This is a genomic window from Collinsella sp. AF29-7AC, assembly GCF_003475665.1.
Classification (GTDB): domain Bacteria; phylum Actinomycetota; class Coriobacteriia; order Coriobacteriales; family Coriobacteriaceae; genus Collinsella.
On the sequence record NZ_QRQX01000002.1, the window covers coordinates 118,529 to 139,170 of the forward strand.

Here is a 20,642-nt window from a genome sequence, read left to right on the forward strand (position 1 = left end):
ACCCTGGTAACAGTTATACCAACTTATACTGAGTTATACCAATAGCATGTGACAAAGGGGCTGTCCCTTTGTCACATGTGGCCGAAAAACTCGGCGTCTGCTGCTCGCCAGGGACGGAAGGTGACGGGATCGATCTTTACGTGCGCTGCGGCGGGCACGTCATACCATTTGACCGTGTAGCCGGCGCCATGAGAGCAAAAGACCGAGTCGGGCGTGTTGGGCAGATCGGCCTCGGGCTCGTAGGCGGCAGCCTCGATTACGCGCTCGCCATCATGGCAAGCCGCATAACCGGCGAACTCCAGGTACAGATGACCGCGCCCGCTCGTGTAGGCAGCCACCTCCAGCGCGTAATCCTGCACCTCGGATGCCGGCACGCGACCCACAAGCTTCGCTCGGTCTCCCGCCATCGTCGGCGGCTCGTACTCGGCACCCATGCGTGTGGCATCTGACAACGCCCGGCCCACGCACTCCCCCGGCACCTCGAGCTCAAAGTGGTACCACGGCTCCAGCAACACGTCTGCGCCGACCTCGCGCGCCTGCATCAAACCCTGGCGAATCGCGCGATACGTGGCCTGGCGAAAATCGCCGCCCTCGGTGTGTTTGGCATGCGCGCGGCCGCCCGTGAGCGTAATGCGCACATCGGTGATGGGCGAGCCCGTCAGCACGCCCAGGTGGTCGCGCTCCATAGCGTTGGTGAGTGCCAAACGCTGCCAGTTAAGATCGAGCTCGTCGGTCGAGGTCACGGTGCCAAACTGCACACCCGAACCCGCCGGCAACGGCTCCAGGCGCAGATGCACCTCGGCATAGTGGCGCAGCGGCTCAAAGTGGCCCACGCCCTCGACCGGCCGCGAAATAGTCTCCTTATAGAGAATGCCGCCGGGCTCAAACGCAACCGAAAGGCCAAAGCGATCGGCCAACACCCGCTGCACGACCTCGAGTTGCACGGCGCCCATCAACTGCAAATGGATCTGCTCAAGATGCGTATTCCAGCTTACGCCGAGCATGGGATCTTCGTCCGCCAACTCACTCAGCGCTTTAAACACCGCATGAACGTCGTGTTCGCCCGGCAGCACCGTATAGGTGAGGACCGGAGCGATGACGGGCGCATCGCCCGCGGGCTCCGTGCCCAGGGCGTCCCCTGGGCGAACGTGCGCAAGACCCGTCACGGCGCAAATACCGCCAGCAGCAACTTCTTGGGCAAGCTCATACTTCTCGCCGTTATAGATGCGTACCTGATCGACCTTCTGTTCCCACGCCTCGGCACTGGAATGCCCGCTGATCATCTGTTTTGCGCGCAGCGTGCCGCCGGTCACTTTAACCCAAGCCAAGCGCTCGCCACGATCCCCGCGGCTGACACGATAGACGCGCGCGGCAAACTCCGGGAGCCACGCCTGTTCACGCATCAGCGCGCACATGCCATCCAGCAGCTCGCCCACGCCCTGGTCCTTAAGCGCCGAGCCGGCAAAGCAAGGAAAGAGCCTGCGCTCGGCAACCATGCGCGACAGCGTTGCGACAGAAAGCTCGCCCGTCTCAAGAAACTCCTCGAGGGCTGCCTCGTCCAACGCGGCAGCGTCCTCCCAAGCGGCACCGCCCGTCAGCAGTTCGTTGGCATCCAGACAGCCCTCGGAAAGACGCTGCCCAAGTTGCGTCAGTAAAACATCGCGGCCGGGATTCTCCAAATCGATTTTGTTGATAAAGACAAACGTCGGGATGTCATAGCGCGCAAGCAGGCGCCACAAGGTTTCGGTGTGTCCCTGCACGCCATCGTTGGCGCCCACAACCAAAATCGCGTAGTCGAGCGCGCGCAATGTGCGCTCTGCCTCGGCCGAAAAATCCACGTGACCGGGGGCGTCCACAAGCATGACGTGGACATCTCCGTGGTCGAGCACGGCCTGCGACGAGAAAATCGTGATGCCGCGCTCGCGTTCGATAGCGCTGGTATCCAGGTGCGAGTCGCCGTCGTCCACACGGCCGCGCTTGCGAATGCGACCCGCATTGAACAGCATGGCCTCGGCCAGCGTAGTCTTGCCGGCATCGACATGCGCCAAGATTCCAACGACCGCTTGCTTCGACATGGCTCTCCTCTTATTGCAAGCCCATCGCACGTGGCAACGGGCACCCTCGTTCCACACTGGATGATACAATTTACGGGCCGGCGGGCGAAGCGGGCCCTATCCCCCGACCGAGCTCATCGCCCCGCGTTGCCGCGCGGCGATTTTCGTAGGTTCGCGCCTTACGAAAGCCGGCACCTCCCCTTTTGTCTGCCCGGTCTCATCTGGGGCGGTAACAATGCGAGTCCCACAACGACGCGTTTTACCAAAAATGGCCCCACGCGGGGCCATTTTCATTTCGATGAAACGCTGGTATGTGACTCGGCCCTTATGCCTCGCGCAGCCAATCGAACGCGACGCGCGGCGTGCCGTCCGACACATACACGACGCCGGCGCGCTCGAACCCCGCCTTCATGCTCGCGCCCTGCATGGGCAGGTTGTCCGCGTGCGTATCGATACGCAGATGGTCGGCGCGCTCCTTGGCAAAGGCAAACATCGCAGCCGCGATACCGTGCACGGTGCCGTCGGACGCCACGCGGTGCAGTACGGCGTACGGAGTGTCGCTACGCCACTGGCCGTCCTCGATGACGTCGTAGCACTCGTCCGGGCCCGGCAAAAAGGCAAACGTCGCCACCACGCGACCGTCGACTTCGCACACATAGCTGCCACCGGCGGCGATATCGGCAGCCAGCTGCTCGGCAGAAGGCGTGCCCTCGGGCCACTGCGTGGCGTTGCCATGCGCACGCATAAAGGCGCGGGCCGCGTCATAGATAGCCATGACGGCGGGAATGTCGGTATCGAGGGTTTTTCTGATCATCACGCGGCGACCTCACGTTTATTGGTATCACTTTGATTGAGCAATGATACCAACGTTTTGAGAAGGGCGCGAAGCAGATGGGTAGCAAAAAGCGAGCCGCCTGGTCAAAAGCCAAAAGCGAGTTTTTAGGCGCTGCCACGGGCGGCGATATGAGCGACCTGTTTGCACGCGAAGACGTGCGCCGCGACGCACTAGACGCCGAGCGCGATGAAGCCTGGCGCTACAAGTCGTGCGAGCGCAAAAACCGTTACGACACGCGCGCCGAGGCCGAGGCAGTTATGGCCGACTGCGAAAACCGCGGACGGCGCGGTTTGGCCTGCTACAAATGCGAATACTGCGGCGGATGGCACCTGACGTCGCACCCTTGGAAATAGGCGCCACTTCGGCACGGCACTGACGGAGCGCCAGCTATCGCGCGCAAGCTACGGGCGCGGCGGCACCAAAATATCGTAACGAACGGCCTTGCCCGCAAGTTGATAGCTCGGCTTAACGCCGGCAAGCAGCGGTCCCTTTACCGGCCGCTTGATAACGACCTTGCGCGGGCGCGCCGCAAGCGCAGCTTTAACCAGCGTCTCCTCATCGGCACACGGCTGTTCCAAATGGTGCAAGAGTTGGAACTTCTTTTTCACCGCCGCGCTCTTGGTGCGCTCGGGAAACATGGGGTCCAGATACACCACGTCGGGAGCGGCAAGCTCGCCCTGCCCGATCAGCTCAGCTGTATGGCGAAGGCCGGCAATGCTGTCCTCGCCCGCATGTAAGTGCATGCGCGCCACGGCGGCCGCAAGCGCCGAATCATCTGCCGCGCGATCCAGGGCATCCTGGAGCAGCGCCGCGATCACGCAGTCCTGTTCATACAGATCGACGGTAAAGCCCGCTGCCGCCAGCAGCAGCGAATCCTCGCCAAAGCCTGCCGTGGCGTCAATCGCCCATGGCCGCTCGATGCCTTTTGTGCGCGCGGCCTTCACCAGTAGCTCTTGCTGCAGACGGCCCTGCTTGAGCCGTGGAAGCATGCGGCCAAAATCGGCACGCAACTCCATCGCACCGTCGGTGAGCGTGAGGCCCTCGGGCTTCCCGATCAGCTCAAGCCCCGCGGCCCGAGCAACAGAAAAGGGATCGACGACGCCCATGGGTACTCCTTAGCAAGCAAAGCGGATACGTGAGCGCCGCATGTGTCGGCACCCAATCGTCCGCTATTGTCCCACATGCGACATGGCCCACAGCATCCCAATGCAAAGCACCGCCATCAATCCCGTGCACACGGCAGCGATCACAGAATCGCTCATGCGCCTTCCCAACGATCGCGGCTCGCGCGCCTGCCCTGTTCCGTACATCATGGCTCCTCCTTAGACCAACTCCTTGTTACATCCTCATCATCGCAGCGCCGCACATGAGCTGCCATCGATTTGACTTACGTCCAGCTTTCCTTTTTGAAAGGTTGAGGTGCGCAGGCCTAAAGCGCTTTCAGACGCATGCGCCGCCGCGTTGAACTACAATGTGCTTCACCATATGTGCAGCACAGGGGGTACGCCAGATCGGCCGTACTCGTATCGAAAGGATCCAGCCATGAGCTACGCTCGCAAGACACTCAAAATCCTTGCCCTCATTTACTTTGTTTTGGGCATCGCCAGCCTCGTCATCGCCGGCGTCGGCATCGCCCGAGGCAGTCTCGATTCCACGTACGGGCCGAACGCCATGCTCGCCGCGGCCGTACTTGTCATCAAGGGTCTTGTCGATCTTGCCGCAGGTGTTGCGGGCATCAAGGGCGCCAACAAGCCTTCGCAGGTGGATGGTGCGTTTAAGCTCGGCATCGTCGCCGCAATCGCCACGATTGCGCAGGCCGTGCTCACGCTTCCCGCGTTTGGCGGCGACGCCATCAACTTTGGCGCCTTTGTCATCGTGGTGTACGACCTGTTCTTTATTCAGCAGGCACACGACATTAAGGCCGAGAACAAGGACCGCCTGTAGACTCCCGCCTTCCACTGCCCCCCTACATCCAAGCAACCAACAAGGGCCGATCGCGCAGCAACGCGGTCGGCCCTTTACATTTGCCCAGATAAAACCTGCCAAAATAAACCTGTCCCTTTTTGGCAGGTTGTTAGCTGTGGCGGTACTCGGCGATGATGAAGTCGATATCGGTCTGAAGGGTGTCCAGGTTTGCCAGGCGCTCTTTGTCGGCAGGGCGCGTGCGGTAGTAGTACGGCGTCATCTGGAACACCGCCTCGATGTCGGCCTGTGTCTGGAGCGTAATGTTCGCAGATACCCGTTGCGTTCCCACCAACTCGAGCTCGGTCGTCTTCGGCAGCTTCTCATCGTTGAGATATGGCGTGTCGTAGAGCACCTCCTTGAGCCCAAAGAGATGCCGAGCGCCCGGCACCACGGTGTAGAGCGAGCCCTCGGGTGCCAGCACGCGGGCAAACTCACGCTCGTTAAAGGGAGCAAAGAGCTCGGTCACCATATCGAAGGCACCATCAGCCACGGGGATGTCCTTCATGTTGGCCACGAAGTAGGTCGCATCGCCGCGCTTGGCAGCCAGGCGCACCATCTCTTTGCCCAAGTCGAATCCGTAAGCATCCACGCCCGGCACCGCACCCATGGCGCTGGTGTAGTAGCCCTCGCCACAGCAGATATCGAGCAAGGTCATGGGACCGCCCGCAGACGCCGCATGCCCAGACACCCGATCGCGCACCAGCTCGACCATCGCATCACGCAACGGCGCATAGTAGCCGCGGTTTAGAAAGTCACGACGGCTGCGCGCCTGCGACTTGGGATCGCCCATGGAGTCGCCGCTCTTGGACGAGCGCAGCAGATACAGATAGCCCTCGCGCGCACGGTCAAACCGATGTCCGCCCGCGCATGCAGCACCGCGCTCATCGTCCACCAACGGCTCATGGCAAACGGGACACAACAACATGGCAACTCCTTAGCGCGGACAACACAACGCCCACCATTGTCGCACGCCTCCCCCACCTAGTCATTGGGGACGTTCTTGTTCGACTAGTCATTTAAGAACGTCCCCAATGACTAGTCTGAAGGAGTGTCCCCAGCTGCCGGCAGAAAAGGAACGTCCCTAAGTGCCGACTGGATGCATTAGGAGTATCATCGTCTGCGCAAATAAGCACGAATGAGCATGTTAGAGATTGAGAGCGTATGACTGATACCGCGTCCAAGCACATTGACATGACCACCGGCTCGCTGTGGCGCAATATTCCCCTGTTCGCCTTTCCCGTCGCCGCCACGAGCATCCTTGAGCAGCTGTCGAACCTCATCGCCACGGTCATCATCGGTAACTTCTCGGGCGACCAGGGAACCCTCGCCATGGCGGCGGTCGGCTCCAATGTTCCGCTTACCAGTCTTATGCTCAACCTGTTTATTGGCCTGTCGCTTGGCTCCAACGTTGTCATCGCCAACGCTATCGGTCGCAACGATCAGAACATGGTCAAACGCGCCGTCCATACCTCGATTTTAATGGCACTCGTGGGCTTTGTCGTCATCGCACTGGGCGAGATCTTTGCCGAGCCCATGCTCGCCGCGCTCAACGTTCCCGCCGAAACCATGCCGCTCGCCGCGCTCTATCTGCGCGTCTTTTTGCTCAGCATGCCCTCTATCTTGCTCTACAACTTTGAGGCCGCGATCTTCCGCTCCGTCGGCATCACCCGCATGCCGCTGCAGGCGCTTGCCGTGTCCACCATCCTCAACATCGGCCTGGACCTCATCTTTGTCCCCGTGCTCCACTGGGGCGTCGCGGGCGTCGCCATCGCCACCGCCATCGCCTACACCGTCAGCGCCGCTACGCTCTTTATCCGCCTGCTCAAGACCGACTCTGTCGTCCGCGTCACCCCACGCGACTTAGGCTTAGACCCCGTCGCCCTCAAGCGCATCGTCAAGATCGGCCTGCCCGCCGGCATCCAAAGCGCCGTCTTCGCCGTCGCCAACATCATCATCCAGTCTGCCATCAACAGCCTGGGCACCGAGGTCATGGCGGCATCGAGCGCCGCCATGAGCCTGGAGTACGTGTGCTACAACCTGCTCAACAGCTTTAGCCAGGCCTGCACCACCTTTGTGGGACAAAACCACGGCGCTCGCCAGATCGACCGCTGCACCAAGACGCTCAAGGTCTGCCTGGTCGAAGGCGGCATCGTCGCGCTCACCACCATCGTCATCATCGTCGGTCTGGGACGCGAGATCCTGGCGCTCTTTAACAGCGATCCCAACATCGTCTCGATCGGCTATATCCGCGTGTGCTCGATCTTCCCGGCATACGCCTTTAGCATGTTCTACGAAAACATGTCCGGTTACCTACGCGGCTTTGGCATCTCGCTTATGCCCGCCCTCATCACCATGATCTGCGTCTGCGGCATTCGCTTCTATTGGGTATTCTGCGTGTTCCCGCACTTCCGCACCTTTGCGAACATCATGATGGTCTACCCCATCAGCCTGGGCACCACGGCGTTCTTTATGGTCGTGGCGGTACTACTCTGCCACCCGGCACGCACCTATCGCGCCGCCCAAGTCAAAGCAACAGCCCGCTAAACACCGCGCCCAACGTCACGTCAGTCATTAATTGACAATATGCGAGCTCATATAGTCGATAAAGCGCCTCGTGGCGATAGGCATGGTGTCCCAGCTGCGCCAGGCTGCCACCACGTCGCGCGAGGGAGCGTGCACGATGGGGCGCACGCAGATATCGGCCTTCATGCCCTCGACCGTACGACGGTAGAGCATGCTCACGCCAAGGCCTTCCTCCACCATCGCCATAATGGTGTAGTCGTCGGTGACCTCACTCGTCACATGCGGCGACAGCCCGTGCGCGGCAAAGGCATCGAGCACCAGACTCTGTTCGCCCTCATCCAGCAGCACAAACGGCTCGGACGCCAGGTCGGCGAGCGTCACCTTTTCCTTTGCCGTCAGCGGATGCGCGGTCGGCAGCAGCGCCACCAACTCGTCGTGATAGACCACGCGCTTCTGGAGCCCCGCGGTAAATCCGCGCGCCGTAAAGCAAAAGTCAACCACGCCATCGTGCACCCACTGGGCGTTGCGCGTGTAATCGCCCTGCTTGAGGGCAAAGCGCACGCCCGGGTGCAGGGCCCCAAAGTCGCGAATCACGCGCGGCAACACGGTACGGCTCACGTTGGTAAACGTCGCAATACGAATATCGGTCGAGGAGAGTCCCAGCAACTCCTGGCGCTTGCCCTCGAGCTCGGCCTCGGCAGTTACGATCTGGCGCAGATACGGAAGATACTGTTTACCGTCGCGCGTAAGCGAGACACCCTGCTTGCCGCGCTCGATAATCGTGGTGCCCAGCTCGCGCTCGAGCGCCTTGACGGCCTGGCTTACCGCACTTTGCGTATAGCCCAGCTCGTCGGCCGCGCCCTTCAGGCTGCCGCAATCGACCACCATACATACAATCTGATACCGCGATGCCATCGTGCCTCCACATCAGTGTAGCCGTAAAACGTTTTGCCAGGGCTTTTTCTTCCAACATTAGTATTTCTTAATCATACTGAAGATACATTCGCTTTACTACATCCATATCTGGGAGCAGAATCCTTTTTGCGAAACCGTTCTGTAACAAAAGGAGTCCCATGGATCGCAAAAAAGCAATCGCGCTCTCATTTTCCGTTCCCGTCGCATGGGGCTTTTCGTACCCCCTCATGAAGATCGGCATGGACAGCATGAACGCCACGAGCATTGTTGCGCTGCGCTGCATCATCGCCTTTGCGGCCTGTCTGCTGCTCTTCCACAAGCACGCGTTTCGCATCAACCGTGACGTGATGGTTCGCTCCGCCATCATCGGCGCCATCATGGCAGCCGAGCTCACCTGCATGTGCTTGGGCTCCAGCCTTACCTCTGCCTCCACCGCTGGCTTTTTGCAGAGCCTGACGGTCGTGATCGTGCCGTTTGCCAACGCAGCCCTGCTGCGTCGCGCCCCCGAGCGCAAGGTGCTCATCGGCACCGCCATCGTCACCTGCGGCATGCTGCTGCTCTCGGGCGCCGACTTTACCAGCCTGAATCCCGGTGCGATGGTCATGCTGCTCTCGGCCTTTATCTATGCCAGCCATATCATTGTGGCGAAGCGCTTTGTCGAAGATGTCGACCCGCTGGCCCTGGGTGTTTGGCAGCTGGGCTTCGGTGGCCTGTTCTCGGGCATCGCCGCATGCACCTTTGGCGGTTTCACGCTCCCCAGCACGCCCAACGAGATCGTCGTTGTCGTTGCGCTCGCACTCATCTGCTCTGCCTACGGCTTTATCACCCAGACGCTCGTCCAGCCCCACGTACCTGCCGAGACCACCGGCTTCGCCTTCTCGCTCGAGCCGGTCTGCTCTGCCGTCTTCTCGTTCTTCCTGGTCGGCGAGGTCCTGAGCCCCATCGCCTTCTTTGGCGCCGCCCTTATCCTCACTGGCGTTATGGTGGCAACCGTCGAGCTTCCGCGCCTTCGCGCACATGGACAGGCTCGCATGGCAGGAGCGCCCGAGCACGTCTCGTAGGCCCCACTCCTTGTGCAGCCGCGGCATACAGGTAACCGGTGCGCCTTTACAATAGATGCCGACATAGCATCTGGCATAAAGGAGCTCCATGGACACCGCAACGCGCGACCGCAACATAGCAACTTGGTTGGGCGATGCGCCGCAGCCGGTACGTGACACGACGAACCAGCTGCTCAAGCGCATCGCCCTTCTGCGTGCCGAGCAGACCATTTACCCGGCACAAGACGATATCCTCAATGCCCTTGCCTACACACCGGCCGACCAGGTCAAGGTTGTCATCTTGGGTCAAGACCCCTATCACGGACCCAATCAGGCCATGGGGCTGTCGTTTTCGGTCCCCGCGACGCAAACCAAGTTGCCGCCGAGCCTGCGCAACATCTATAAGGAGCTCAAGGCCGATCTGGACTGCCCCATCCCCGCCACGGGAGACCTGACTCCCTGGGCACAACAGGGCGTCCTACTCCTCAACACGACGCTCACCGTGCGCGAGCATGCCGCAAACTCGCACGCCAAGCTGGGCTGGAACACGCTCACCGACTACGTTATCGAGCGCTGCTGCCAGCTGCCCCAGCCGGTCGTCTTTTTGGCATGGGGCCGCTTTGCCCAGCAGATGGTCGAGGGCAAGCTCGCCGCGACCGGCGCGGGCAAGGCGGGCGGCAAGTTCTGCCTTGCCTCCACGCACCCCTCGCCGCTTTCGGCCAACCGCGCCACGGCAGAACTCCCCGCTTTTATGGGGTCGCGTCCCTTCTCGGCAGCCAATGAATTGCTCGAGCAAAACGGCAGCAGCCCCATCGACTGGGGCTGCCTCGCTTCATAACCTGCCTAGCCGGCGATCCAATATTGCGGATACTTTTTGATATCAATGGGGTCGCCGAGCTCGCCGATATCGCTTATGGCCTCCATGCCCATCAGCGAGCGCAGGCAATTCTCACACTCCATGATGGGCTCATTTACGGCCTTATTGAGCACATCGAACGTCGGCGACTCAAACGTATCCATGTTGACGTTGCCGAACCACTTGCTCTCAACGTAGTCGGCCTCCTCGTCGTCTGTGGCAACCCCCACCATCTGACGAGACCACGTCTTGAGCAGCGGCTCGCGATCGGCCTCGGCAATATTGAGCGCCACGTTGCCGCCAAACGAGAACGGCATGCTCTCCATCCCGCCCAGCAACTCCGGCAGCAGACAGCCAGTAGGCAGCGTCACCGTCACGCCGCTGCAGCCCGCAAACGCACCGCTCTGGATGCCGACCACCTTATCGCACAGCTCAATCTCGATGAGGTTCGAGCAGTGCGAGAAGGCGTTCGAGTCGATTACGGTTGGCCCCGTCAACACGCTCGCCAGATCGGCACGCTCGATATCGGACGGCGCCGAGACCAGCGTGGCAGTACCGTCACCGTTGTCCTCCATCTCCCATTCATGGCTCTCGGCCGCATCGCCACCCGCCTGTATTACCGTAGAAGCCTCGACCAACGGCAGCCCCATCATGGTTCGCAGGCGATTCTCGGGCTCCAATAGGTTCTGAGCCATCTGCGCCCTAACCGCTTCGGTCGTCGGCTCCGGGCCCTCCCCCATGAACCAATCGGAGAGCATGCCAAATTCCACAACGCCATAATACGTGTCGTAGTCGTCGTAGCCAATGAGTCCGTAGACCCATGCATTGAGGTAGTCCTGCTCCATGCCGCTGGGCAACGACAGGTGAATGCGGCTGGCCTCCTCTTGGACATCGGTTGCGCCGTCCAAGAAGAAACCCACACCCGGCGATGGATAGCCCAGCGTTGCAATACCGGTACCGACGGTCAAGTTCGTAAAGGCGGCATCATTGCCAAACACCGATGACGCCAGGTAGTTTCGAGAGCCCGCACCCGTAGCTGCGTCGTAGTCGCCATTGGTATCCGCCACAAACGATGCACTCGCGAGCCTCGGGCAGTCCATGAATGCCTGGTCGCTGATTTCGATCGTTGCCGCGTGCACAGACGCCGAGACAAGATTCGTACAGCCTTCGAACGCCGACACGCCGACGTAGATATCGTTATCGGGAAGATCGATGTTCAGGTCGCCGGCGATGCCGGAATTCCTGAAGGCATAGCGATCGATATATGCCAGATTGGGAGCCGAAGCCCAATCGACATCCCACGCGCCTCCGGTCCCCTCAAAGGCACCAGGCAGGTCCTTGGCGCCAGACAAGGAATAGCCGCCAAAGATCTCAATCGTACTCGGCAGCAGCTCAATCGTACCGTTGAGCATCGAGGGCGCACCGAGCAGGATGCTTGGCTTGCCTTCCTCGTCGCCATCGTAATAGCCGTAGAGAAGGGGCGCGTCGTCGCTTTGGGCATCGCAAGCAAAATCGTAAATGCCGTCGACAGTGACAAAGCGGCTGTCGTAGCCCTGCAGCTCGCCATCGGGCGCATACCAGGTGCAGCCGGCCGGATTGGGATTCTCGGTCGTGGCAAAGACAGCCTTTTTAGCACGCGACGCCACAAAGCCCAGGCCCGTGCAGCCCTTAAAGACATCGGCACCCACCTCAATGCTATCGGGCGTGCCGATAAACACACCTTGAAGGTTTTGGCAGTTCTCAAACGCGTTACGGCCGATGGCACTCGTCTTCTCGCCCAGATTGACAAACCTGAGCTCCGCATCGCCCGAGAAAGCATACGGTGCGATGGAATCTACTTGGAGCTGCTTGCCGCCATCCGCAAGCAAGGTGCCGTCAAAGGTCGCGGACAGGTTGCCATCCTCATCGCCTGCAGCGGACAGCAAAATCGTCTTGTCGGCGTTGGCATAATACAAGTATCCGTCTTGAGACAGGCTCATCTTAATCACGCGCGCATCGGGTGCACCGGCGGCAGCCTTGCGCTGTTCGACATACGCGACCTGCTCATCGGTTGCGCACACGATGGTCCGCACGGAACCGCCCTCAAGACTGCCGTCCTCGAGCGTCACCTTATCGTCAAACCACGGCATGAGTACCAGCGTGTCCACCGAAGTGTTGCCCGCAAAGGCACCCTTCTTGATGGTGTTGGAAATCTGCACCAGGGCAATATTGGAACCCGTATCGAGCACATAGCACAGGTCGCTTTTGAGCTGCGAATTAATGTTGTACACCAGCCCCTGTGAGTACGTGAGCTGGACACTGGGGTTGGTCGCGGGCGACACGTATACGCCGTAGGCATTCTCTAGTTCGTCCGCGTGCTCGGTAATAAAATCGAGCAGCGCGGCATCGTCGACGACCAGGGTGCAGTCCTGCAGATTGCTCACGTCAATCTGGGGCAACTCGCCCTCTTTGGACGCGTGCAGAACAATACGATCGAGCTTATTGCGATCGGGAATGACGACATGGGCAATATCGGCGGGAACATCGAGCTCGCGCGTATGGTAGGGAACGCCCAGATACTCCTTGCCATCGCGAGAGGTCAAGACACCCTCATCCGTTGCGGCATAGACGGGGTTATCCGACGCGACACGGTAGGCATCGAGCACTTGAAAGCCCGCATTGACGTTGACGTAGTACACCGAGGACGGTAGCTCTAGATTGTTGACCTGCCACGTAAAGACTTCACGCTGACGACTGTCGGTATAGGCGTCGACCGCCTGCACACCCTGCGGAACGCTGAGCGTCTCGCCCCCGCCATCGACCGACACGACCGACTCATCCACATCGACAAGCGTCTGCAGGCGTGAGTTATTGAGGCTGGTAGGGTCGTCGTCAAAGCGATAGTCCTCGTCGAGAGCATAACCCTGAAAACGCACCTTGTAGGCGGGGTCGATGGACACGACGTCGCCGGGAACCACCACATGGCGACCGGGTGTCAGCGTGTAGAAATACGGGACGGCCGCCTCGTTCTCGCGCCACCCCAGCAACAAGGCATTGAGGTAGCCCTCCGAATCGACATGGCCCGCCTGCTTCATAAAGGCTTCTTGTGTGTTGACACCCAGCAGGTTCTCCTTGGAGCTCAGCGTGCTCCAAATCACGCTTCGCTGGCCCATCGAATCGGGCTGGCCGACCACAAACAGGCGCGACCGCGCCGGTTGGATGGTAACGTCACGCGTCGTCCACGCCGTATCCTGCGACAAGCGCAGCGAGACGCTTACCGTGAGCGGCTGGCTCGAGCACAGCGCCGGATTCTGCTCGCCCGCGGCATTGGTCCACGAGTCGATGCGGAGATACGGAAACGAGGCGAACTCGTCCTTGGTGCAGGCAAGATAGTAGAGGCCCTTGTCGTCACTCCAGTGGACATCCATGGCGCAGAACAGCGTCCAGGCGTCGAGCATCTGCCCATCGTAGATTGCATCCTCCATGGGTGAAATCTGCACGTTAACGGGATCGATGAATCCGGCCGCACCGTTAAACTGCGTAAAGAACGTTGTATCTCCCATGGGGGCACCCTTTTGGGGCGCGGGGTCCGCAAGAAGATACTTGTAGGAATTGGCCGTTGAGGTGGCCGAGCCGCCAGAACCACCGTTGCCGCCCGAACCGTTTCCACCCGCACCGCCGCCGGCATTGCCGCCAGACGCTCCACCCCCATTAATGACGGGGACGTTCTGTCCCACGCCCGAGCCGCCAGCGCCGCCCGCGCCGCTGCCCGAACCACCCGCAACTCCTACGCCCGTTCCATCGGCGCTGCCGGTAACGTTGTAGGCGGTCGTGCCGCTTTGCCCCGTCAGATTTACCTGTCCCTGCGCATTATCGAGCCGCGCCTGCTGCTCACGTGCGCTCGTGTCCCGGCTGTCGCTATCCTCGTCATGACGATTTGCCTCGGCATCCGTCGAGAGCGGACTGATCCGATACGCCTCGCCGGACTCCGCGTCACCGTGACTGTATGCAGCGATATACCCCGAAGGATCGAAGCTCAGATTACTCTGGGCCAACTCAAAGGCGACCGTGCCAAATACGCCGACCGCAGCAACCGAAACCGCCGCCGCCACAACGCGCGTTGCAGCCAAAGGCTTGGCGCGATACATATTTTTGGCGGCATGCTGAACGCGCGCGGACGCATTCCGCGGGCCTTTTAGTTTGGCCGACGCCGCGTTCTTGTGCGAAGCCATATGTTGAGGATATTTAGAAAACACGTAGACCTACTCCCTCTACAACGCGTGCAGCATGTAGCGGCGGAAGCGTTCAATAACAGTTTGCGGAGCCGGCATGCTCCGATGCAGGCGTTCGGTAAAACGTCGAAGCGTGCGCAACTCGTTCGGTTTAAGCTGGCGGCCACCAAACGCATAAGCTTGATGAAGTCGAATCGCTCGACGGTATTCCCACGGGTCGATCTGGGGGAACACTGCAGCAAAGGCATCCAGGCAATCGAGCGGCTTGGTCTCGTCAAAGGCGTCGAGACCGCTTTGGTTCATCACAAGGGCAAGATAGCCATAGAGCGCCGGCACGCAGATATCCTGCTCATCGCTCTCGATAGCCCGCGCGCGCCGAGCGCGCAAGACAAACCTGCGAGCAAACAGAGCGAGCAGGGCGGCAATCGCCGTGCCGATCAAACCGACCCCAACTTTGGCCACAACGGGGATGTTATACACTACCGGCACATCCTCGCGATGCTTATCCTCGGCCTGTCCTGCGACCGAGCCCACATCGAGCGTCTTATCGTTGGCGCCGTTGCTCCATGCCTCGCCCACATCGATAATCTTATCGACATCGAGCGTCTGGCTATAGTATCCAGGGGTGACCTCCACGGGCGTCCATCCCTGACCGTCAAGGTAGATTTCGGTCCACGCGTGCGCATCGGCAGCCGTCAAGTTGAGCGCCACGCCTGCCCCAACAGCAGCGGTCAGCTGATCATCTGTTGCCCGATAGCCCTCGACATAGCGTGCGGGAATTCCCTGAGATCGAAACGCGAGCGTCGCCGCCGTGGCAAAGTAAGCAGAGTTGCCCTCGTGCGCCGTGCCCAAGAACCACGCGACAAACGACATCGCCCCGGTATAGGCTGGCGGGTTATCCGTCTGCCCCGCAAGCGAAGCCAACATCGTGCGCACGCGACTGATCACGGCTGTATCCGAAACAGTCGCCCCAGCATCCCAGCTGTCGCTCGAGAACAGGTATGCATCGATGGCATCCCGCTCCTCTTCGCGAACGTCCAAGTAATTATCGCGAACAAAAGCGGCGTACACCCGCTCGCTTTTTGCATAGTCGCTCTTGGAGGACGCCAGCCAGCTCGAATCTGCAATGACGTCATCCACCGGCACGTTATCGACAATCACGCGATACGCCTTAGACGGCAAAAGGTCCATGCTTAGCATCGTCGAGGCCGTCAACATTGCACCGGTACCGCCCAGCGAGCGCAGCGTATAGGGAGCATAGGTGTATCTGCGGTTGGCGCCCGACGCATCGACCGAAATCTCGACCGCCTCGACAGGCTCGCCACCCTCGCGCTCGGCCTCGGCGTCAAACGCGGCGCGCTGCTCGGCTACCGTCAAACCGTTCTGGCGCAGCCAATCACGCATGCCGGACCATTCACCCTCGTAGGACATCCAGTCGCCGCGCCCCCAAGACATGCCATCAAACGTCGTGCCCACAAAGCCCTTCATGAGCAGATCGTCGCCGAGCGTCTTGCTGGCGGCAAGCGACAGCGTCGTGGACTCGCCTTCGTTCATGTCCGCCGCTTGCGAAAGGTCGCCCTCGGGCAGCGAATCGTCCCCAAATCGAACGCCCCGGACTGCTCTGACGGCAGACGCCGACAGGGTGGACAACGCGGGAAGAGGTTGTACAAGGGCAACGGTCAGTGCAAAGAGAACGCCGCATGCAACGCACAGGCCGCCAAGACCAAATAGAACCTGGGGCAAACCTACCGTAGAGCCCCGCAACTCGTCAGCACGGCACTGGACAAGCCAGCCCGCAACGCCCAGCGTCATAGACATCGCAGAATCACCAAGCTGCAGCGCCATGGAAGCCGAGCCGCAGATAACGATGATTAAGAGCGTGGGCCACGAAACGCTCAAGTTGGCAAAAAGCCAGGCGAGTGAGCCAGCAAACATGCCGGCGAGCACCGCCAGCGACACGGCTTCACACAGCAGACCGGCGTCTGCCACCAATGGAATATACAGCTCACAGATCGAGTTGACGCGAGCGATAACGGTATTGACGCACGCATAGAAGCCCCAGCGTGCCGAAGGAATCAAGAGCGTGCATAAAAGCGCTACGGACGCCGCAGCCAAGGCAATCCAGAAGGAAGTCTTTTTCGACGCCAGCGAAACATCCAAAACGCTCAGCGCAACAGCCACGCCAACGGCAACGGCAAGCATGACCCCCATGCACGTTGCACTCAGACACCGAGCAATTGTGCAGCAGAAGCCCGCAGACAGTAAAACCGCGGGAGCCACCGACAGGAACACGGCAACAACGCGGCTATTCGAAGCGACGCGCTCCGTCGAGGTAAGAGTCACAAAGTCCATGTTAGAGCTCCAGACTCTTCATACGGGCCGAGTCGCTCGATACCGGGCAATGGGTGATGATGTAGTTGGCGCCGCGCTCGATGCTATACGACTCGACCGAATCCGACACATGGAGCACCGACAGATCGGTCAGACGGCCCAAATCGATATAGACCTGCTCATCGACGCCCGCCGTCACCAGCACCGTTTTACTAATGCCCTTTGCTGCCATAAGCCTGGCATACTGCTCATTTGATGTTGGATGGGCAGGGCCAAGCGGCGTTGCCGTCAAGGCGTCAAGCATCTTATTAAAACTACGTCGATCATCGACGGGATAGGCGGACAGGGGGCCTTCGGGGGCGGCCACGACCACGTGATGGTACCCCTGGCGCATAAGCGCCAGCGATATCGACGCGGTGAAACCCAGCACCGCAGAAAGAACCTCTGAGCGGCTCGACTGCTCAAAATGGCACGCAAACGCACCAAACAAGACGCCAATAGCGTGGTCTTGGGGGCGCGAAGCCTCACGCACCAGCACGTCGTCAAAGCGTGTCGACAGCTTCCAGTGGATCGACTTAACAGCATCGCCCTCGTGATAGGGCCTCACGTCAAAGACCTCGGAGGCGTCTTGGCCGCTTCGATGGGGGTCATAGCTCGTACCCTCTAAACCGGCAGAAGAACTCTGATGAGGATCAACCTGAATATCGAGTATCTCGGGATAGACCGTAAACAACCCGTGGAAGTCGGCGTCCTCGAGAGCGAGCGACATAAAGCCCATCTCATCGACCAGGCGCGCGGTGTCAAGGGTAATCGTGTGCGCACCGCAGACGGTCGAATCGAGCTCCAGCTCAAACAAAGCGGGCCGACCCATCGCAGGGGCAAGGCTTACGGGACAGACCGTCCGCGTTCCCGTCAGCTGGTTGTATACCGAAAACGACAACTCAACGCGACCGCGAAACATAAGCGGGCGATCCAACGTGATGCGCAATGCAAGAGGCGCGTTTACAATACACGACCGGGGAAGCTCAAAGCCAAGCTTGAGCAGGGCAACGCTCGAGCGGCACGCCGCCACCGTGATCACGGGCATGGCGATCAGTGCCGCGGCAGCAGCGAGCGCAGCCGCATTGGCGGTAAACACAAACGTGGCGAGCAGGAGCGCGACGGACACGATATAGGTAATCTTGTTGGCAATCATGAGCGTAACGTGGGGCGCAAAAGGTAAACGATCCGCTACGAGCGGCCGCGAACCTGACCCATAGACGGGGCGGGAACGGCAGCGAGGATGCGGTCGAGGACGTCGGCGGCGCCAATCGATTCAATACGCGCCTGGGGGCGTAAAACGAGACGGTGGGCGCAAACAGCCTTAAATACCTCGCGCACGTCCTCGGGCACCACATAGTCGCGCTCACGAATCAATGCGCAGGCGCGCGCCATGCGGGTGAGCGCGATAATGCCGCGGGGGCTCACGCCCAGCTCGACAAGATCGTCATTACGGGTCTCCTCGCACAGGCGGACGATATAATCCAGCACCGTGTCGGCAACCTGTACATTGCCCAGGTAGTTTTGGATATCGAGCAGATCATCGCAGGCAACCATGGGCTTAATGTCGTCGAGCGGATTGGCATAGCGACGTGCCTTGAGGATATCGATCTGGTCCTGGCGCGACGGATAGCCAACAGACAGGCGAACCATAAAGCGGTCGAGCTGGCTATCGGGCAGCGGCTGGGTGCCGGCCGAGCCCACCGGGTTCTCGGTTGCGATACACACAAAGGGACGCGGGACCTGATGTGTCTGCCCGTCGATAGTCACCGCGCGCTCTTCCATAACCTCGAGCAGGGCCGACTGCGTCTTTGCGCTGGTACGGTTGATCTCGTCGCCCAGCAGCATGTTGCAGTTGACGGCACCCCACACAAAGCGAAACGTGCCGGTGTCGCGGTCGAACATCGTAAAGCCCGTTATGTCCGAAGGCAGCGTATCGGGCGTAAACTGCACGCGCTTAAAGTCCAGACCCAGCGCACGCGAAAGAGCCAGGGCCAGCGTCGTCTTGCCGGTACCGGGCACATCCTCCAACAGGATATGACCGCCGGCATAGATGGCCATGAGAGCCTTCTCAATCACATCGTGCTTGCCCAGCAGGGCGCGGCTCACTTCGTTGATGATGCTGCTTGACTGTTCGACGATCACGGTTACTCATTTCCTCGGTAAGCTGCCTCGGCCGTCGCGGCCGCCAGCTGTGCTTTCAAAACGTTCAGATCAATGGGCTTGCCCACATGTCCGTTCATGCCCACGCTGCGCGAGCGCTCAACGTCCTCGGTGTAGTCATTGGCGGAAAGCGCAATGATGGGAATGACGGCGGCATCCTCATGATTAAGTCCTCGTATCTGCTCGGCCGCTTCCCAGCCGTTGAGCACGGGCATCTGAATATCCATGAGGATCGCATCGTACGTGCCCGTGGGCATGCCCTGAAATCGCTCAACGACCGCCTGGCCGTTTTCGGCACGATCGACCGCCGCGCCTCGTCTTGCCAGCAACTCAATCACGATCATGGCATTGATTTCGTTATCCTCGGCCAACAGGAATCGCTTGCCCTCAAACTGATAGGTAAACGACGAGTCAATGGAATCGCGCGCCGTCTCGAGGGTCTGCTCCTTACGTTTAAGGTCCTCGATCTGCTCCGGCGTGGCCAGTCGCAGTGGAATGTAGGCCGAAAACGTTGAGCCGCGACCGGGCTCGGTATCGACGACGATCTCGCCGTTCATCAGCTCGACGAGTGCGCTCGTAATGGCCATGCCCAGGCCCGTTCCGCCGTAGCGGCGAGCGATAGTGCGGTCTTCCTGCTCAAACGGCTTAAAGATCTTGCTGGCGTAGCGCGGGTCCATGCCCTTGCCCGTATCGCGCACGCGCAGCATATAGCTCACGCCGCCGTCTGCCTGGTACATCTCGCGCAGGGTTACGGTAACGCTGCCGCCCTGCTCGGTAAACTTGACCGCATTGGAGATAAAGTTGATGACGATCTGCGACAGGCGCATGCGGTCGCCCACGACAAAAACGTTTTCGCAGTCCTCCAGATTGACCGAGTACGTAAGCCCTTTGTCGGCTGCCTGCGAGCTAAACATGCGCTCGATCTCATCGGCAAACAGACGCATATCAAACGGCGCATCGTCAAGGCGCACGCGCCCGCTGTTGAGGCGGCTCATATCGAGCATATCGTTGATAAGCGAAAGCAAGTAGGCCGAAAGCTGCGAGGCGCGAGACAAGTCGTCCATCAGGCGAGGCTCATCTGCATGATGCTCGCGGGCAAGCGAAATCATGCCCTCGATGCCATTGAGCGGCGTGCGGATCTCGTGGCTCATCTGGTTCATATAGTCCGTGCGCGCGTTGGCGGTCTCGACGGCGCGATCGCGCTCGGACTCCGCTTTGGCGATACGCTCGTTTTCGGTCGTCACATCGACTGCAGAAACCAGGTACTGCGTGCCGTCTTGAATGAGCGTAATCGTAAACCTAATGCTGAGCTGCGTTTTTTCTCCATGGGGCGCATGGTAGGAGCACAGAAGGTTCAGCGGAGTCGCGTGGTCCCAGTCCCTCACCTGTCGCTGTATGCGAACACGGTCGCTATCGGGAATAAAACGGTACAGCGTCTCGATGTCGTCGCCAATACGCTCGGGCGATACGCCAAAGACGCGTTCAAAATTTGGGGTGATATAGAGCGGAAGACAGTCGCTGGCACGCAAGACCAGCGCAACGTTGGGCCCTTGCTGCGCAAGCGCCTCTTCAAAAAGTCGACGCGCTCGGTCCGCGTCGCGCTTCTCGTGTGAACCGAACAGCCCCAATATGCCCCCTTTTCATATTTCGGGGTTTAGTCTACCAGCTCAAAGGCACTTTACAGAGATAATACCCAGCTAAAGTTAGCAA

General features: G+C 60.2%; 15 protein-coding genes. 5 read left to right on the forward strand and 10 right to left on the reverse strand.

What is annotated here, in order from left to right; all coding sequences use genetic code 11:
• Positions 1 to 71: 71 nt before the first annotated feature.
• Positions 72 to 2,075, reverse strand: coding sequence for a translation factor GTPase family protein (locus DWZ15_RS01285; protein ID WP_118448832.1), 2,004 nt, complete (start codon positions 2,073 to 2,075; stop codon positions 72 to 74).
• Between the two features lie 304 nt (positions 2,076 to 2,379).
• Positions 2,380 to 2,868, reverse strand: a complete 489-nt coding sequence (locus tag DWZ15_RS01290; RefSeq protein ID WP_117629604.1) for an N-acetyltransferase — start codon at positions 2,866 to 2,868, stop codon at positions 2,380 to 2,382.
• A gap of 77 nt (positions 2,869 to 2,945) precedes the next feature.
• Between DWZ15_RS01290 and DWZ15_RS01295 the strand changes: the two genes are divergently transcribed.
• A complete protein-coding gene (locus DWZ15_RS01295; RefSeq protein WP_117629603.1) occupies positions 2,946 to 3,242 on the forward strand; it encodes a hypothetical protein in 297 nt (98 codons plus the stop codon).
• Between the two features lie 48 nt (positions 3,243 to 3,290).
• On the opposite strand, the gene DWZ15_RS01300 is transcribed toward DWZ15_RS01295, so the two are convergent.
• Entirely contained in the window at positions 3,291 to 3,995 is a 705-nt protein-coding gene (locus tag DWZ15_RS01300; RefSeq protein ID WP_118448835.1) for a class I SAM-dependent methyltransferase, read from the reverse strand.
• 436 nt (positions 3,996 to 4,431) lie between these two features.
• Between DWZ15_RS01300 and DWZ15_RS01305 the strand changes: the two genes are divergently transcribed.
• Positions 4,432 to 4,833 carry a hypothetical protein gene (locus DWZ15_RS01305; RefSeq protein WP_118448838.1) on the forward strand — a complete coding sequence of 134 codons (402 nt, stop codon included), beginning with the start codon at positions 4,432 to 4,434 and terminating at the stop codon, positions 4,831 to 4,833.
• A gap of 130 nt (positions 4,834 to 4,963) precedes the next feature.
• Here DWZ15_RS01305 and DWZ15_RS01310 read toward each other — a convergent pair whose 3' ends face one another.
• Positions 4,964 to 5,779 (reverse strand): putative RNA methyltransferase, encoded by an 816-nt coding sequence (locus DWZ15_RS01310; RefSeq protein ID WP_118448841.1) that lies wholly within the window; start codon positions 5,777 to 5,779, stop codon positions 4,964 to 4,966.
• Positions 5,780 to 6,015: 236 nt separating this feature from the next.
• Here DWZ15_RS01310 and DWZ15_RS01315 point away from each other — a divergent pair, with 236 nt between their 5' ends.
• Positions 6,016 to 7,398, forward strand: coding sequence for an MATE family efflux transporter (locus tag DWZ15_RS01315; RefSeq protein WP_118448844.1), 1,383 nt, complete (start codon positions 6,016 to 6,018; stop codon positions 7,396 to 7,398).
• A gap of 27 nt (positions 7,399 to 7,425) precedes the next feature.
• Here the strand turns inward: DWZ15_RS01315 and DWZ15_RS01320 are convergent, their stop codons facing one another.
• The gene (locus tag DWZ15_RS01320) at positions 7,426 to 8,292 is read right to left on the reverse strand and encodes a LysR family transcriptional regulator (protein WP_118448847.1); all 867 of its coding nucleotides are present in this window, start codon (positions 8,290 to 8,292) and stop codon (positions 7,426 to 7,428) included.
• 158 nt (positions 8,293 to 8,450) lie between these two features.
• Between DWZ15_RS01320 and DWZ15_RS01325 the strand changes: the two genes are divergently transcribed.
• Positions 8,451 to 9,353 carry a DMT family transporter gene (locus tag DWZ15_RS01325; protein ID WP_118448850.1) on the forward strand — a complete coding sequence of 301 codons (903 nt, stop codon included), beginning with the start codon at positions 8,451 to 8,453 and terminating at the stop codon, positions 9,351 to 9,353.
• An 88-nt stretch (positions 9,354 to 9,441) separates the two neighbouring features.
• Complete coding sequence (locus tag DWZ15_RS01330; RefSeq protein WP_118448853.1) at positions 9,442 to 10,170, forward strand: uracil-DNA glycosylase; 729 nt, start codon at positions 9,442 to 9,444, stop codon at positions 10,168 to 10,170.
• A 5-nt stretch (positions 10,171 to 10,175) separates the two neighbouring features.
• Here the strand turns inward: DWZ15_RS01330 and DWZ15_RS10845 are convergent, their stop codons facing one another.
• The 5 genes from DWZ15_RS10845 to DWZ15_RS01355 are packed head-to-tail and all read right to left on the reverse strand — an operon-like array spanning position 10,176 to position 20,560.
• A complete protein-coding gene (locus DWZ15_RS10845) occupies positions 10,176 to 14,423 on the reverse strand; it encodes a leucine-rich repeat protein (protein WP_147352298.1) in 4,248 nt (1,415 codons plus the stop codon).
• A gap of 15 nt (positions 14,424 to 14,438) precedes the next feature.
• Positions 14,439 to 16,751, reverse strand: a complete 2,313-nt coding sequence (locus DWZ15_RS01340; protein WP_118448859.1) for a transglutaminase domain-containing protein — start codon at positions 16,749 to 16,751, stop codon at positions 14,439 to 14,441.
• A 1-nt stretch (position 16,752) separates the two neighbouring features.
• Entirely contained in the window at positions 16,753 to 17,925 is a 1,173-nt protein-coding gene (locus tag DWZ15_RS01345; RefSeq protein ID WP_118448862.1) for a DUF58 domain-containing protein, read from the reverse strand.
• A gap of 35 nt (positions 17,926 to 17,960) precedes the next feature.
• Positions 17,961 to 18,914, reverse strand: a complete 954-nt coding sequence (locus DWZ15_RS01350) for a MoxR family ATPase (protein ID WP_118448865.1) — start codon at positions 18,912 to 18,914, stop codon at positions 17,961 to 17,963.
• Between the two features lie 2 nt (positions 18,915 to 18,916).
• Positions 18,917 to 20,560: an ATP-binding protein gene (locus DWZ15_RS01355; protein WP_118448868.1), complete on the reverse strand. Its 1,644-nt coding sequence runs from the start codon at positions 20,558 to 20,560 to the stop codon at positions 18,917 to 18,919.
• Positions 20,561 to 20,642: the final 82 nt, after the last annotated feature.